This is a genomic window from Sphingorhabdus contaminans, assembly GCF_007280415.1.
Taxonomy (GTDB): domain Bacteria; phylum Pseudomonadota; class Alphaproteobacteria; order Sphingomonadales; family Sphingomonadaceae; genus Sphingorhabdus_B; species Sphingorhabdus_B contaminans.
Map to the genome: position 1 here is coordinate 1,506,938 of NZ_VKKU01000001.1, position 15,247 is coordinate 1,522,184.

General features: G+C 57.4%; 11 protein-coding genes. 6 read left to right on the forward strand and 5 right to left on the reverse strand.

Translation table 11 applies throughout. From position 1 onward, the window contains the following. Window positions 1-116 precede the first annotated feature (116 nt). Window positions 117-1,685 (reverse strand): cisplatin damage response ATP-dependent DNA ligase, encoded by a 1,569-nt coding sequence (locus FOM92_RS07290; RefSeq protein ID WP_143776081.1) that lies wholly within the window; start codon window positions 1,683-1,685, stop codon window positions 117-119. Beyond that, a complete protein-coding gene (locus FOM92_RS07295) occupies window positions 1,685-2,692 on the reverse strand; it encodes a ligase-associated DNA damage response exonuclease (protein ID WP_143776376.1) in 1,008 nt (335 codons plus the stop codon). The genes FOM92_RS07290 and FOM92_RS07295 overlap by 1 nt, the downstream gene beginning before the upstream one ends. A gap of 199 nt (window positions 2,693-2,891) precedes the next feature. Between FOM92_RS07295 and FOM92_RS07300 the strand changes: the two genes are divergently transcribed. Both FOM92_RS07300 and FOM92_RS07305 read left to right on the forward strand, forming a co-directional pair. Then, on the forward strand, window positions 2,892-4,133 hold the full coding sequence (locus FOM92_RS07300) for a putative DNA modification/repair radical SAM protein (protein WP_143776082.1): 1,242 nt from the start codon (window positions 2,892-2,894) through the stop codon (window positions 4,131-4,133). Further along, entirely contained in the window at window positions 4,130-5,503 is a 1,374-nt protein-coding gene (locus FOM92_RS07305; protein WP_143776083.1) for a UdgX family uracil-DNA binding protein, read from the forward strand. Before FOM92_RS07300 ends, FOM92_RS07305 begins: the two co-directional genes overlap by 4 nt. 10 nt (window positions 5,504-5,513) lie before the next feature. Here FOM92_RS07305 and FOM92_RS07310 read toward each other — a convergent pair whose 3' ends face one another. Beyond that, on the reverse strand, window positions 5,514-7,646 hold the full coding sequence (locus tag FOM92_RS07310) for an alpha-galactosidase (protein ID WP_143776084.1): 2,133 nt from the start codon (window positions 7,644-7,646) through the stop codon (window positions 5,514-5,516). A 140-nt stretch (window positions 7,647-7,786) separates the two neighbouring features. On the opposite strand from FOM92_RS07310, the gene FOM92_RS07315 reads away from it, so the two are divergent. From FOM92_RS07315 to dapE, 4 genes are all read left to right on the forward strand, one after another. After that, window positions 7,787-9,313 (forward strand): sodium:solute symporter family transporter, encoded by a 1,527-nt coding sequence (locus FOM92_RS07315; RefSeq protein WP_143776085.1) that lies wholly within the window; start codon window positions 7,787-7,789, stop codon window positions 9,311-9,313. Further along, entirely contained in the window at window positions 9,310-10,785 is a 1,476-nt protein-coding gene (locus FOM92_RS07320) for a glycerol kinase (protein ID WP_143776086.1), read from the forward strand. Before FOM92_RS07315 ends, FOM92_RS07320 begins: the two co-directional genes overlap by 4 nt. Window positions 10,786-10,905: 120 nt before the next feature. Further along, entirely contained in the window at window positions 10,906-12,249 is a 1,344-nt protein-coding gene (locus tag FOM92_RS07325; RefSeq protein ID WP_342778169.1) for a PAS domain-containing protein, read from the forward strand. Window positions 12,250-12,288: 39 nt separating this feature from the next. Then, window positions 12,289-13,431: a succinyl-diaminopimelate desuccinylase gene (gene dapE, locus FOM92_RS07330; protein ID WP_143776087.1), complete on the forward strand. Its 1,143-nt coding sequence runs from the start codon at window positions 12,289-12,291 to the stop codon at window positions 13,429-13,431. Between the two features lie 14 nt (window positions 13,432-13,445). Here the strand turns inward: dapE and FOM92_RS07335 are convergent, their stop codons facing one another. Both FOM92_RS07335 and mltA read right to left on the reverse strand, forming a co-directional pair. Beyond that, window positions 13,446-14,000: a Smr/MutS family protein gene (locus FOM92_RS07335; protein ID WP_143776088.1), complete on the reverse strand. Its 555-nt coding sequence runs from the start codon at window positions 13,998-14,000 to the stop codon at window positions 13,446-13,448. A gap of 8 nt (window positions 14,001-14,008) precedes the next feature. Next, window positions 14,009-15,244 (reverse strand): murein transglycosylase A, encoded by a 1,236-nt coding sequence (gene mltA / locus FOM92_RS07340; protein ID WP_143776089.1) that lies wholly within the window; start codon window positions 15,242-15,244, stop codon window positions 14,009-14,011. Window positions 15,245-15,247: the final 3 nt, after the last annotated feature.

The following is a 15,247-nucleotide window of genomic DNA, read 5'->3' on the forward strand; positions in this document are numbered from 1 at the left end:
CATTGCCCTCACCGTCGAGCCCCTCACCAACTGCGCCTAGGCCTGTCGGCCAAGTCTCCGTATCCTCTCCCCTGAAGGGGAGAGGGAAGCGTTGACGCTGTCCCCCACACCACAACTCACCCAATCATCGCCTTTAACGTCGCAACCTTGTCCGCCTCCTCGGCCGGCTTGTCGCGGCGCAGGCGGGATATGCGGGGGAAGCGCATGGCGATGCCGGATTTATGCCGTTTCGATTCATGCACGGCGTCAAAGGCGACCTCTAAAACCAGAGTTTTTTCTACTTCGCGCACCGGACCGAAACGGGCGACGGTGTTGGTGCGTACAAAACGGTCCAGCCATTTCAGTTCGGTATCGCTGAACCCCGAATAGGCCTTGCCGACGGGCAGCAAGGTCCCATCCTCGCCCCAGCAGCCAAAAGTATAGTCGGAATAATAGGACGACCTTTTGCCGCTGCCGCGTTGGGCGTACATCATTACGCAATCGGCAACCAAGGGTTCGCGTTTCCACTTATACCACAGTCCGACCTTGCGTCCGGCCAGATAAGGCGCGTCCCGCCGTTTCAGCATCACGCCTTCAATCGCGGCCTCACGCGCTGCCCCGCGCAATTCGGCAAGATGGTCAAAATCGCGCGCCTCGATCAGCGCGGACAGATCGAAACGGGCCGGATCGAGTCCGGCGGCAAATCGTTCCAGACGATCGCGCCGCTGGGTCCAGCCGAGACCGCGCATATCCTCTGCACCGTCAAACAATATGTCGTAGAGCCGGACAAAGACCGGATATTCGGCCTGCATGGCGGCGGTTACCGTTTTGCGTCCCAGCCGTTGCTGCAACGCATTGAAACTGGCCGCTTCCCCGCCCTGGACATCCCCGCGAACGAGCAATTCCCCGTCAACCACGCCGATGCCGGTAAAGGTGGCCGCTATTTCAGGAAAGGCCGCCGTCACCTCGTCCCCGCCACGGCTGAACAGACGGGTTTCGGTGCCGGTGGCGGCGATCTGAATACGGATACCGTCCCATTTCCACTCGGCAGCAAATTCCGAAAGGTCGACCACCCCGTCGTCCAGGGGATGCGCCAGCATGAAGGGCCGGAAAAAGGCGCTGTCGGCCAGATTGGGTCGCTCCGCCCGCCCCTCGCCCCAGGCAAATAGCTCGGCATAGGGCGGACGCAGGGCGTGCCAGACCTCCTCCACATCGTCGACCGACAGACCGAAACCTTGCGCAAAGGCGGTTTTGGCGAGCCGTGCCGAGATGCCGACGCGCATCCCGCCGGTCGCCAGTTTCAGCAAGGCATAGCGGCCGTCGGCGTCCAGCCTGTCCATCAGTTCGGCCAGCACGGAAGGCGCGCGCGCACGGCTGGTGGCGTTGAGCAGGTCGATTATCTCGGCCACGCTGGGCGGTGCTTTTGCGGTCTGCTGGTCCGGCCACATCAGAGCCACGGTTTCGGCGGTGTCGCCGACATAATCGCGACTCATCCTGAAAAGCAGCGGGTCGAATCTTTCTTCCGCCATGGCGCGGATGGCCGATGCCTTCACAGTCGCAATGTTCAGCGTTCCGGCCAATGCCGCCAAGGCCCAGCCGCGGTCGGGATCAGGCGTGGCGCGCAGATAATCGGCGATCAGGCGGATTTTTGCATCGCGCGAACGGGTGTAGACCAGCGCATCGACAAGGGCGGCAAAGGCCTGCATCAGCCTTCATCCTCATCTTCGCGTCCGACCAGATCCAGTGCGCGCGCCTTCAATTGATGCAGTTCGCACCAACGGCCCAGCGCATCGGTCCGGCCATGGGTAATCCATGTTTCGGAAGGGCGCAGTTCCAGCAAGGTTCCTGTCAGTTCGTTCCAGTCGGCATGATCCGAAATCACCAGCGGCAATTCGACATTACGCTGCCGCGCACGCTGGCGCACACGCATCCAGCCCGACGCCATGGCGGTGACAGGTTCGGGCAAACGCCGCGCCCAGCGATCGTTCAGCGCCGATGGCGGGGCAACCACGATACCGCCCCGCAATTCACCCTTGGCGAGGCCCGTGGCGGGGATCAGTTCGCCCAACGAAACGCCATGCGCCTCGTAAAGGTCGCACATTTTCTGCATCGCGCCATGGATGAAGACGGGCGCGTCATAACCCGCCCGCCGCAGTTCGGCGATGACCCGCTGCGCCTTGCCCAAGGCATAGGCCCCCACAACGACGCAGCCATCGGGATGGGCGTTGCGGGTATCAAGCAGCTTTCGGATTTCGTCTTCGATGGGCGGATGGTTGAACACCGGCAGGCCAAATGTCGCCTCGGTAATCAGAACGTCGCACGCCACCGGTTCGAACGCCGCGCATGTCGGGTCATGCCGTCTTTTATAGTCGCCGGTGACAATCACGCGCTCGCCCGCATGTTCGAGCAGGATCTGAGCCGACCCCAAAACATGGCCCGCCGGATGGAAACTGATCTTTACGCCATTGGCCTCAAAACCGTCGCCATAGGGTACGGGCGTTCCCATTTCGGTGCCATAACGCAGCGCCATGATGGCCAGCGTCTCCGGCGTTGCCCAGACCGTGCCATGGCCGCTGCGCGCATGGTCGGCATGGCCGTGCGTGACCAGAGCGCGCGCCACCGCCTGCGACGGGTCAATCCACATGTCGGCGGGGCGAACGTAGATGCCGTGCGGGTGCGGTTCTATCCAGTGCTGGGCGGCGGTGCGGGGGATTGGGCGTTCCTTTTTCTGATAGTCATATGGTGGCGGGTATCTGGAAATCAAACCGCGCAGGGCCCGGAAGGTTCACCCTGCTTAGGGTAAATCCGCAACACCGCATTTTCCCTTATGCATTCCTCCTCAAATGCGCGTTCTGCCGCACTTTCATACATGGGGTATAGACGAGGCGACATCGCGAACATATACAGAACAAATGACCCAGTTACAAGTGACCGAGAAGCTCGCCATTCTGGCGGATGCCGCCAAATATGACGCGTCCTGTGCCTCCTCCGGAACCGTAAAACGGTCCAGCTCAAAATCGGGCGGGATTGGTTCGACCGAAGGTATGGGCATCTGCCATGCCTATGCGCCCGACGGGCGATGCATATCGCTGTTGAAGATCTTGCTGACCAATAGCTGCATCTTCGACTGCCATTATTGCATCAACCGCAAAAGCTCCAACGTCCGCCGCGCGCGCTTTACGCCCAAGGAAGTCGTCGACCTGACGTTCAACTTTTACAAGCGCAACTATATCGAGGGACTATTTCTTTCGTCAGGGATCATCAAAAGTTCCAATTACACGATGGAGCAGATTGTCGAGGTTGCCCGAAGCTTGCGGGAGGATCATGACTTTCGCGGCTATATCCATTTGAAAACCATCCCTGATGCCGACCCCGAATTGCTGGAGGCGGCAGGGCGGTATGCGGACCGTCTGTCCATCAATGTGGAATTGCCGACGCGCGAGGGGCTGAACCGTCTTGCGCCTGAAAAGTCCGAAGAACGCATCGAAGGCGCGATGGGCGGTCTGAAGACGTCGATCCTGGATGGCCGCGACGCGAAGAAGAAATACCGGAGCGCACCGAACTTTGCCCCCGCCGGCCAGTCAACGCAGATGATTGTGGGGGCCGATGCCGCGACCGACAGCGATATCGTCCGCCGAGCCAATGGATTATATGACCGCTTTGGCCTGCGCCGGGTCTATTATTCGGCGTTCAGCCCGATCCCGGATGCGAGTGCGGTTCTGCCGCTGCAACGCCCGCCCCTGATGCGCGAGCACCGGCTTTATCAATCCGACTGGCTGATGCGCTTTTACGGCTTTGCCCCGCAGGAGGTGGTCGATGCGGCGCAGGCCGATGGCATGTTACCGCTTGATATCGACCCCAAGCTTGCCTGGGCGCTGAAACATCGGGGGCAGTTCCCTGTCGACGTCAACCGCGCGCCCAAGGAGATGTTGTGGCGCGTGCCGGGTCTGGGAACGAAGGCGGTGAAGGCGATCCTGAAGGCGCGGCGCTGGCGCAGGCTGCGGCTGGAGGATGTGGGGCGGCTGACGGTTTCCATTGCGAAAATACGGCCTTTCCTGATTGCCGATGGCTGGACGCCGGGGGCGCTTACCGATCTTGAACATCTGCGCACCAGCATCGCGCCCAAGACGGAGCAGTTGGAGCTGTTTGCATGATTACCGCGCGGATCGCGGCGGAGGATGATTTTGACGGCTGGCGCAACCAGTGCCGCGGGCTGATGCGGCTGGGCGCGCGCCCGGCGGATGTGGTCTGGCAGGTGGGCGAGCAGCGCACGGACCTGTTTGCCAGCCCGGAGGCCAGCCTGGACGCGGCGCCCATCGGTGTGCCCAAGGGCTTTGCCGAACTGGCGCGGTCGGTCATCTGCCATTCGGACCCGGAACGATTTGGTATGCTCTACCAGTTGCTCGTCGACCTGAAGGCGCGCCAGCGGCACATGGGGGACGAGGCCGACCCCCTGCTCCGCAAGCTGGAGATGATGGCGAAGAATGTCCGCCGCGACATCCACAAAATGCGCGCTTTCCTGCGCTTCCGCCGGGTCGAGGAGGATGGTGGTGAGGAGCATTTCGTGGCCTGGTTCGAACCCGAACACCACATCGTCCGCACCAACGCCGCCTTCTTCGTCCGCCGCTTCGCAGCCATGAAATGGTCGATCCTGACCCCCAGCCTGACCATCCACTGGGACCGTCAAAAACTGCTGGAAGCTTCAGCCAGGTTAAAAACCGACGCACCGACAGAAGACAATGTCGAAGAACAGTGGAAGACTTATTACGGCTCCATCTTCAATCCAGCCCGTCTCAAGGTAAACGCTATGCTGAAGGAGATGCCCAAAAAATACTGGCACAACATGCCCGAAACCGCGTTGGTCACAGAACTGATCCAGTCAGCACGCAACCGGGAGGTGGCCATGATCGAAAAGGACATTGTACCCCAAGCCGCCGAAACGCTCAGCACCCTTCGCACCGAAGCCGAGCGCTGCCGCCGTTGCCCGCTCTACGGCCTGGCGACGCAATTGGTCTTTGGCGAAGGCCCGGCAAATGCCCGGCTGATGTTTGTCGGCGAACAGCCCGGCGATCAGGAAGATCGCACCGGTCGGCCTTTTGTCGGTCCGGCGGGACAGATATTTGACGCTGCACTGTTGCAGGCTGGTGTGGACCGTAACCAAAGCTACATCACCAACGCCGTCAAACATTTCAAATTCCGGCCCGAGGGCAAAAGACGTATCCACGAACGTCCCAATGTTGGCGAAATCAACCATTGCCGCTGGTGGTTGAAGCGCGAGATTGAACTGGTGCAACCGGAATTGATCGTCGCGCTGGGCGCCACCGCCGTACGCAGCCTGACAGGGCGGGCGATGCCAATCACCGCCAACCGAGGACGAATGGTCGAAAGCCTGGAAGGCGTTCCGGTCTTGGTTACAATCCACCCAAGCTATTTGCTGCGCCTGCCGGACGCCGATTTGGCGGAACGGGAACGGATGCAATTTGTGGACGACCTGCAAGCTGCGCGGAGGCGCCTGTCCCGATAAAGTCGGCCTCTCACGCAACTTTCAAATGGAACAGCAGGCATGTCTCCGGCTGGGCATGGGGCAATTGCATCCCGGCCTGTATCAATGCCGCCCCGCTGAACACTGCACCGGCACCGGAAAGATCAAGTTTCTCGATAAGCGATGGGGCCTTCACTGCTTGCCATCCATCGGGCCAGATGAGCGAAAGATGATAGCTACGCACCGGGTCGAGACCTGCAAACTGCAGCCGCCCCGGCAAAACATGCTGGTCACCGGTCATATAGCAGAACGAAAAAAGCGCTTCGGATTTGTCCCGCGCCACAATTCCACTGGCAAGATGCTGGGGCGCGGTGTCGAGGCGGTAGATCTCGCCATCATGCAGCAAAGTGCGGTGCCGCTTATGCAAGGCGATGGCGGATTTGAGTTGGGCCAGGTCTGCTTCACGCTCGGTCAACAGATTCAATTCCAGACCCATGTGCCCTGTCAGGGCTGTCGCAGCGCGCATTGCCATAGAAATGCGGCGTCCGGTCACATGGCAATGGGCTGGCCCGACATGGCAGCCCAAAATTTCGGGCGGCAGGAAAAAGCTCGCGCCGCGCTGGATATTCTGACGATCCAGCGCGTCATTGCTGTCGGAAGTCCAGACCCTGTCGCTGTGCGCCAACACGCCCATATCCGCCCGCGCCCCACCCGACGAACAGCTTTCGATTTCAACCTGCGGATGCGCGGATCGGACACGATCAAGCAACGCGTAAAGTGCATGAACCTGCGCAACCGCCCGCACCGCGCCGTCCAATCCGCCAGGGTGGCTGAGATCGCGGTTCATATCCCATTTGATGTAACGGATATCATGGTCCCGCAAGACGGCGTCGATCCGGTCGAACAGATAGTCAGCCACTTCTTTCCGGCTGATATCGAGCACATATTGGGTGCGAAAAGGAACCTGATCGACACCTTCCGCGCCCAACACCCAATCCGGATGTGCGCGGTACAGATCGCTGTCCGGATTGACCATTTCCGGTTCGAACCAAATTCCCATTTCCATGCCCAGACCGGTGACATGGTCCACAAGCGGTCCCAGCCCTTCAGGATAAACGGCCTCCGATACGACCCAGTCCCCCAGTCCGGCGAGATCATTCCGACGTGCACCGAACCATCCATCATCAAGCACGAAGCGTTCAACACCTATATCCGCCGCTTTTGTGGCAAGCTGTTTGAGCTTGTCAGTATCATGGTCAAAATAGACCGCTTCCCAGGTATTGTAGTGAACCGGCCGGGGTTTGGCCCGCATTTCGGGGCGCAACAATCTGGATCGCACATGCTGGTGGAACTTACGGCTAAGTCCGCTAAAACCTCTGTCGCTGTACGCGCCGATAATCTCAGGGCTGGCGTAACTTTCACCCGGCGCAAGTCGGATTTCGCCGGGAAAAAGCAGAGCGCCCAAGCTTGCAATCAAACGCCCGTCGGTCAGTGTATCGACACGCAGTCGGTGATTACCACTCCACGCCAGATGCAAGCCATAGACTTCACCCGCACTTTCATTTGTATCCGCCGTCGCCAAAAGAAGCGCCGGGTAACTGAAATGCGATGTCCGCCCACTGCGATTTTCACGCACATAGCTGCCCGATGTCCGGGTAATCCGCTCCCGACCGAATTCCTGCGTCCAACGGCCGGTGAAACCGATGATATCGGTCATGCTCTGTGGCAGCTCGAGGCAAGCCGTGGCCATCTCGTTCAAGTCCAGCGGTGCAGCACCATAGTTGGTCAAAGTGGACGCGATGCGCAGCACCCCGGAGTCCGGTTCAAGATCGAAATTGTATTCGAGACCAAGCCGGGTCTGCTCATCACGACAGACAATTTTTCCACTGTGAGAACCCGTTACCACTTTGGCGACCCGGAACAGGCTGCCCCAGTCCTTGCCAGCACGATGCGCGGCCAAACCCTGGACCATCGGGTGACCAAGTCCGGCCTCCATCGCAAGAGACAACGGCAGGGAAACATCCGCAACGCCATGCATTCCCTGTCGAAGCGAGAGCCGCTCAACCTCTTCGCCCGAAATGTGTTCGCCAAGTTTTGGTCCCCAATACAGCAAGAAAGGCGACGCGCCGGGCGCACATGCGATCAGAAGAGTGCAGTCGACCGCGTCGAGCCGTAAATGGTGCAAAGGACCCTCCCGTGTTTTTATTGACGTTTGTTACAATATCTGATTTGTCACATTGTCTTTTCAGGGACATGGTCTAGTTTCGCAATCAAATAAAGCGTGCAGGCGCAGACCTGCATACGAATTTTCTCGGGGGAGAGCCAATGTTTGAAACCACGAACAGTGCCGCGCAAATAGGCATATTTGTAGCTCTCACCGTCTTGATCGCCCTGCTGACCTATTGGAAAGTTCACGGCAAAGGCGCCAATCGCACCGAAGAGTCTGGATCGACAAAAGAAGTGTTTCTGGCAGGCGGCGGTCTGACATGGCTGTTCGTAGCAGGTTCGATCACCCTGACCAATTTATCGACTGAGCAATTGGTCGGGATGAATGGCAATCAGATGCTCCTGCTTGCCTGGTGGGAGATTTGCGGTTTTGTCGGCTTGTTGATCCTCGCCTTTATATTCGTTCCAATCTACTATCGGAACAATTGTACGACGGTGACCGAGTTGCTGGAACGGCGATATAATGGCGGCAGTATTCGAACGGTAATCTCCGCGCTTTTCCTTCTCGGCAACATTTTGATTTATCTGCCCGCTGCGCTTTATTCGGGCAGCCTCTTTCTCAAATCCATGTTTGGCGTGGATTGGTCGCTGCTGTGGTTTGCTGCACCGATGGCGATTATCGCGGCGATTTACACTATTTCCGGCGGCCTGCGTGCGGTTGCCGTAATGGACACCTATTCGGGCATCGGCGTCTTGGCGATCGCCTTTCTGGTAGTTATTCTGGCTCTGGCTGCTGTGGACTTTGACCTGTCTACGGTACCAGCAGAGCGGACATCAATGATTGGAAGCATTGAATCCCCCATCCCGTTCCACACATTGTTTACCGGGATGATCTTTATCCAAATATTTTACTGGTCGACTAACCAGAACATCACCCAGAAGGCGATGACGGCACCCACCGTGCGGGAAGCACAAAAAGGTGTTTTGGCTGCTGCAATTGTCCGCATACTCATTATCCCCGCTATCGTCGTCATTCCGGGTGTTGTGGCGTACAAGTTGTTCGGCAGTTTAGGCGATGCCGCATATGGCAAGCTCGTCGCGCATGTTTTGCCGGGATGGATGTCAGGGGCATTTGCCGCAATGATGGCGGCGGCGGTTATCGCCCATACCAGCGCCATCTTGAACAGTTCTGTCGCGCTGTATTCGGTCGACTTTCATGACAAATTCATTCGTCCGGTTGCCAATCACTGGCGGCTTGCGGCGGTTGTTTCGGTCGTCTTGACCATAACGTCGATCCTGCTTGTTCCGGTATTCGAAAACGCGAAAAGCATCATCAACCTCCTACAGCAACTGAACGGCCTGTCGTCCATGCCGATATTGTCCGCTTTCATCGCTGGATTACTATTCCGGAACATGGATGCCCGCGCTGCTATCGCCGGTTTAGTTTGGGGCGTCGCTCTTTATGCGTTCCATAATTTCATTCTTTATGTTCCCGACACGCTTTACCCTGGAGAAACTTTTTACCAACATATCGGCATCGGTTGGCTGCATTATATTGATGTTATGGCGATTGTTTTGGTTACATGTGTGCTAGTGGCTCTGGCCGTCAACCGGTTCATTTTCGGGAACAGGGCCGTTTTTATCTGGAGCAAGGAGGGACGCCGTCTCGCGGCGCTTGAGGCATGAGCAAAAAAATATTGGTTATTGATGAAGGTACAACATCGACCCGTGCCGTCTTGTTCGCGGCAACTGGCGAGGCCTTAGGCAGTTGCCAGCGCCCGCTTACTCAACATTATCCATCTCCGGGTTTGGTCGAGCATGATGCCGAGGAAATCTGGAACCTCACGCTTGAATGCGCGCGTGAAATGGTTGCTAAGGCCGGTGGCGCAGATCAGATTGCGGGCATTGGAATTACAAATCAGCGTGAGACAATCATTTTCTGGGATGCACGAACGGGACATCCCCTTTCCCCGGCAATTGTGTGGCAGGACCGTCGAACGGCTGACCAATGCGTTGCATTAAGGGAGCAAGGCGAGGAACCAGTTGTTCAGGCGAAAACAGGGTTGCTGTTAGATCCTTATTTCTCCGGGTCCAAAATCGGCTGGGCTTTAAACAATTGGCCACAACTTGCCGAGGCTGGGGACCATCTTCGCGTGGGTACCGTTGAAAGCTATCTGGTTTTTCGTCTGACCGGCGGGGCGCATATCAGCGACGCCAGCAACGCGTCGCGTACCGCCTTGATGGCCATTGGCAGCGGAGGCTGGGATGACGGGTTGACTGACCTGTTTGGTGTGCCGCGTGATATCTTGCCCGAAATCACCGATTGTGCTGGCCAGTTGGGAACCACAAAAGCGGACCTGTTCGGAAGCCTCATTCCCATAACAGGGATGGCTGGAGACCAACAGGCGGCAACCATTGGCCAGGGATGCTTTGCCATTGGCCAGACCAAGGCGACTTTTGGAACCGGAGCCTTCGTCTTGACCCAGACCGGAACCACATTGCGCCAGTCAAAGCACCGGCTACTATCAACCGTGCTCTACCAAATTGGCGGCGAGCGTCATTATGCGCTGGAAGGTTCGGTATTTGTCGCGGGCAGTTTGGTTCAGTGGCTGCGCGATGATCTGGGATTGATCGGCAGTGCAGCAGAAACCGAACCTCTGGCACGAAGCGTGCCCGACAATGGCGGGGTCTACCTTGTTCCCGCCCTGTCTGGACTGGGCGCCCCGCATTGGCAGCCTAATGCACGAGGAACGATCGCTGGACTGAGCTTCTCCGCCAAAAAGGCTCATATCGCTCGGGCCGCGTTGGAAGCTATGGCGCATCAGACGCATGACCTTAAAACCGCGTTTGCCGCCGATGGTGCGGATTGGGCGGAGTTGCGTATCGACGGCGGAATGGTTGCAAACGACTGGATGGCCCAAGATCTCGCGGACATATTGGCGATCAATGTAGAGCGGCCAGCTTTCATCGAAACAACCGCGTTGGGCGCGGCAATGCTCGCGGCTGTAGGCGCGGGACTTTATCCCACATTAGAGGCTGCGACTGTAATGCGCGGAGGTGTCACACGATTCCAACCGGCAATGCCCGATACCGACCGGCAGACGAGACTGAGCGGATGGGGTGATGCGTTATCGCGCGTTCTGGCGCCGTCGTCGTAACGGCAGATTCGATACAACTGAGGTCACAACTGGCGTTTCTGCAAAAGTTTACGGCATTTTAACCATCATTGGGCATTCTGTACCCGACTAAAAAGTCGCGACGTACATCGACAGGACCCAATGATGGATAATTTGCGCGGATTTGAGCCATATGGATCGGACTATCAGGCCGATGTCCCCGGTTATGCCGTATTCGACGATGAAGACGCCGCGATTGAGGCACCTCCCGTCGTTTCGACCGATGAACGGCGTATGCAGGTGCGCGCGTACAACTTTTGGACCGCGCAACTGAATGACAAAAATTATCCTTCAATTGAAGAACTTGACCCGGCGGCTGTCGAAGATTTCCGCGATTACAGCGTCCTTCTGGACTTTACGTCGGGAATTGAAAATCCCTCCATCGAATATCTGGGTGAAAAATTACGTTCGGAATGCGGACTGAGCGATGATGTAACTTATCTGGATCAAGTCCCCAGCAGATCCCTGCTATCGCGCATAACCGATCATTATCTTCAGATTATCGCCAACCGCGCACCGATCGGGTTCGAGGCAGAATTCATCAACGACCGCGGCGTTAACATCATGTATCGCGGTATCCTGCTTCCCTATTCTTCGGACGACGACACGATCGATTTCATTTACGGAGTCATCAACTGGAAAGAAGCGGTGGCTATTGAGATCGCTGCGCCGTTGCAGTTGGAGGTCGAACAAGCCCTGGCCGCCGCACCGCCACGGCAGGAACATGTTCCGGTATGGGCCGATGGCCCCACCGCCGGGCATCTTGACGATGTACCGGAAGATGAGCAGTTCGCGGACGAACTTGAACTGGACGAAGCTTATGCCCTTGCAGAGCCGCAACCCGACGAAAACTCATCGCTTGCCGACTGGCTGGACGCCGCGCGCCAGAGCGCAGACAGCGCCCGCGATGCCGATATGCGGACCCGGGAAGCACTTTACCAAGCTATTGGCCGCGCACACGACTTTGCACTGGTAGCCGCGAAATATCCTGCCGATTATGCCGAGTTACTGAGCGATGCTGGATTGGTTGCGCAAGAGCGCGCAAAGTTCACACCGATTGTAAAGCTGGTCTTTGGTGTCGGTTACGACAAAACCCGCCTCACCGAATTTGCCACCGCGCTGCAGTTCGCGGACCGAAATGCGGTGCCGATGGGCGGTCTTGCAGAGATATTGTCCAAGCATGAGGGTGGCCTCAAAGGCGTCATTGCTGCCGAGCGCCGCGCCAAGAAAGTAGCGGCTGGACAGCATGTTGCACAAGCGGCTGTGGATCCCCGATCGCGTCTGCGTACCGCACGTGCACGAGACCTGAGCGAATTCGCCGGATCGGGCGAGGAATTTGTCCTGCTCGTCGCCCGCCGCGATGCGGATGGCAATGTCGCAATTGTGGGTGCGGTTGATGCCGATGCCGCATTGACCGAAAAGGCGCTACGCAAAACTGCCGTCTGACTTGTTTCACATCGCATAAGCACGTAACGCTGTGGTCCGATGACTGACAGCCTTGCACTTGCGTACGCCCAAAAACTGATCGCCTGCGAAAGCATTACACCCGCCACCGGATCGGTGTTTGATGTGTTGGAGGAATTGCTGATTCCGTTAGGCTTTGCCGTAGATCGGTTCCTGTCGGGAACAGGGGATCAAAATCCGGCACATGGTGCGCCTGTTGAAAATCTGTTCGCTATACGAAAGGCACCCGGACGCCATTTTGCATTTGCAGGGCATCTGGACGTCGTTCCACCCGGCGATGGCTGGGGCAGTGACCCTTTCATTCCGGAGATCCGGGGTGACCTACTTCACGGACGTGGCGCAGTAGACATGAAAGGCAGCATTGCGGCCTTTGTGGCTGCCTTGCGTGATATCTCGCCGGATGCAGGCACGATCAGCCTCATCATTACAGGCGATGAAGAAGGGCCTGCAATTTATGGCACACGTGCGCTGATTGAACATATGCGTGCAAACCAGTCTATTCCCGATTTTTGCCTCGTCGGCGAACCCACTAGCGTCCATCGCTTGGGCGACATGATGAAAGTGGGACGACGCGGGTCGGTAAATATGTGGATATCCGTGGCCGGAACGCAGGGGCATGTTGCCTATCCGCACCTCGCCGATAATCCGATCCCACGACTGGTTAAAATTCTGACTGAGATAGAGGCGATCCATCTTGATGATGGCACAGAGTGGTTTCAGCCGAGCAATATCGAAATCACCGACATTCAGGTCGGCAACAAGGCGACGAATGTCATCCCGGCTAAAGCAGATGCACGCCTGTCGATCCGCTTCAATGACCTGCAACGGGGCGAAGATCTGGTGGAACGCCTTCGCACTCTCGTCGAGGCTGGTGGAGGTACATTGACTGCAATGATTTCCGGTGAGGCTTTTCTGACACCGCCTGGCGAATTGTCCGCTGCCATTTCTGAAGCAGTCGAGGCGATCACGGGTGTTCGGCCAGAAGCTTCAACTACAGGTGGCACATCAGATGCGCGTTTTCTGACACATATTTGTCCGGTCGTTGAATTCGGACTGTGTAACGCAACGATGCATAAATTGGACGAAGCTGTTGCAATCCCCGATCTAGAAGCTTTGACCGAAATCTATCGGCGGGTTGCGCTCAAAATCCTGGGCAAAGCTTAGAAGGGATCAATTCGTCAGCCCTTCAGGATGATGTACAATGCACCGGTGCCTCCATGACGCGGATGCGCATTACGGACCGCCGAAATATGACGGGCATGCCGCGAAGCACCAAGCCAGTCTCGAACAACCGCAGCAATTGCTCCCCTACCCTCCCCACTAGCCCTGTCATGGCTGCGTGGTTTCCCCGTGACGAGTAGTATAACTTTCAAATTTTGCGCGATGGCTTGTTCCAGGGCACCATCCAGGCGGGAGTAAGCACGCGTCAAATTTGCGTCATGCAAATCGATACTGATGTCGGGAACGATCGCTCCACGATGAATACGCCAATCCCAATGGCCATCCAGATTATGATGTCGCGGCGGTGCTGTGTGTTCGCTTCGCTTTGCCGGCGTCACCACTGTTGCTTTACTTGCGACGGGAGCTGTGACCTTCTGCAACTTACCCGATGACTTTGCCGCAGGCTTGGAAGGCTTAGCTTCCACATTTGGTCGCGCAACATGCAACGGTTTTACCGTTTCTATCACCCGACCCCATAACGCCTTTTCCACATTGTCCAGCCGCCGGACCATAGCACGGTCTACAAGCCAAGCCGGGCGACCGCCGCCTTGGGCAAGAATATCAACGCAGATCCACGCGCGGCCATTCCCCCCGCAATAGCGCGGGCTCGGTCGCCGGCACCCCAGAAAGTATCAACGCGATTTGCGCCCTTGATCGCTCCGCCAGTATCTTGAGCAATCCAAATCCCATTTGGTTCTGCACGGTCCATGGAAAGCCATAATGGCGCACCCAAGGGAATGAACTTCACATCGACGGCCGCGCTTGCCTCACCAACCACGGGATAGCCCATTGCGCCCAAAGGTCCTGCGCCAGTCAATTCCCGGAAAAAGACGAAGCTTTTGTTTTCCTGCATGATCTTGCGTCCTTCATCGGGGTTGGCACGCAGATAAGTGACGATCCCTTGCATCGAACCGTCGGTGATCAGCCCGCGATCCTTCATCAAACGGCCAATTCCGGTATAGCCTCGGCCATTTTGCGATTCATAACCGATCCGCATCACGCCGCCATCCGGCAGCTTCAGTCTTCCAGACCCCTGAATTTGCAAAAAGAAAAAATCAACCACATCATTCGCATAGGCAATTTCCAGACCACGACCGGCAAGCGAACCATTTTCGATAGCCGCGCGGTCATCATATTGCACAAGCTTGGATCCGGTAACCTTGCCGCGAATACTCTTGCCCTTCAAATCGTCGCTAAACAGCCCGAGATCGACATCAATCAAGTCTGCAGGCCGCTTGTAAATTGGCACTTCGCAACCCGGTTGGCGGGTTCGGCATCCCAGAATTTCGGGCTCATAATAACCCGTTGCGAACGCCTTGCCGTCTCCGACTTGCACCGCGTCCATATAGGCCGCGAAGAAGGAAATGGCATCACCTGTCCAAGTTTTTACTGCGTCACAGGCGTCTACCCAATCCGCACCTTGCGTAAGGCCACTATTGTCGGTGCGCCGGACGAGCCCCGGGCAACTGGTCCGAAAACTGTCCATCGCCAGCTTTGATTTACGGGCATCTACTTTGAGCGATCCGATTTCAGGTCCCCGAACGACACCCAATGTTGCTGCGGTGGTCCCATCCCCCGGTTGAGCCGCCGCGGGTAACGTAGGTTCAGCAGTCGAAGGAATCGGCTTTGCCGGTCGGTCGACGGTCGCCGGTTGGGATGTTGACGGCGATGCGACACCGCCATTGGGAATGATGCCACCGGAGCAAGCCGACAGCATCAATGCCGAGATCGAGAGAATTATCAGCGCGCGTTTCATCGC

Bases quoted from the DNA above. Each gene is read 5' to 3' on its own strand.
- FOM92_RS07315 (WP_143776085.1), top strand. From the start codon at position 7,787: ATGTTTGAAACCACGAACAGTGCCGCGCAAATAGGCATATTTGTAGCT.
- FOM92_RS07335 (WP_143776088.1), bottom strand. From the start codon at position 14,000: ATGGTCCGGCGGCTGGACAATGTGGAAAAGGCGTTATGGGGTCGGGTG.
- mltA (WP_143776089.1), bottom strand. From the start codon at position 15,244: ATGAAACGCGCGCTGATAATTCTCTCGATCTCGGCATTGATGCTGTCG.
- FOM92_RS07325 (WP_342778169.1), top strand. From the start codon at position 10,906: ATGATGGATAATTTGCGCGGATTTGAGCCATATGGATCGGACTATCAG.
- FOM92_RS07300 (WP_143776082.1), top strand. From the start codon at position 2,892: ATGACCCAGTTACAAGTGACCGAGAAGCTCGCCATTCTGGCGGATGCC.
- FOM92_RS07305 (WP_143776083.1), top strand. From the start codon at position 4,130: ATGATTACCGCGCGGATCGCGGCGGAGGATGATTTTGACGGCTGGCGC.
- FOM92_RS07320 (WP_143776086.1), top strand. From the start codon at position 9,310: ATGAGCAAAAAAATATTGGTTATTGATGAAGGTACAACATCGACCCGT.
- dapE (WP_143776087.1), top strand. From the start codon at position 12,289: ATGACTGACAGCCTTGCACTTGCGTACGCCCAAAAACTGATCGCCTGC.
- FOM92_RS07290 (WP_143776081.1), bottom strand. From the start codon at position 1,685: ATGCAGGCCTTTGCCGCCCTTGTCGATGCGCTGGTCTACACCCGTTCG.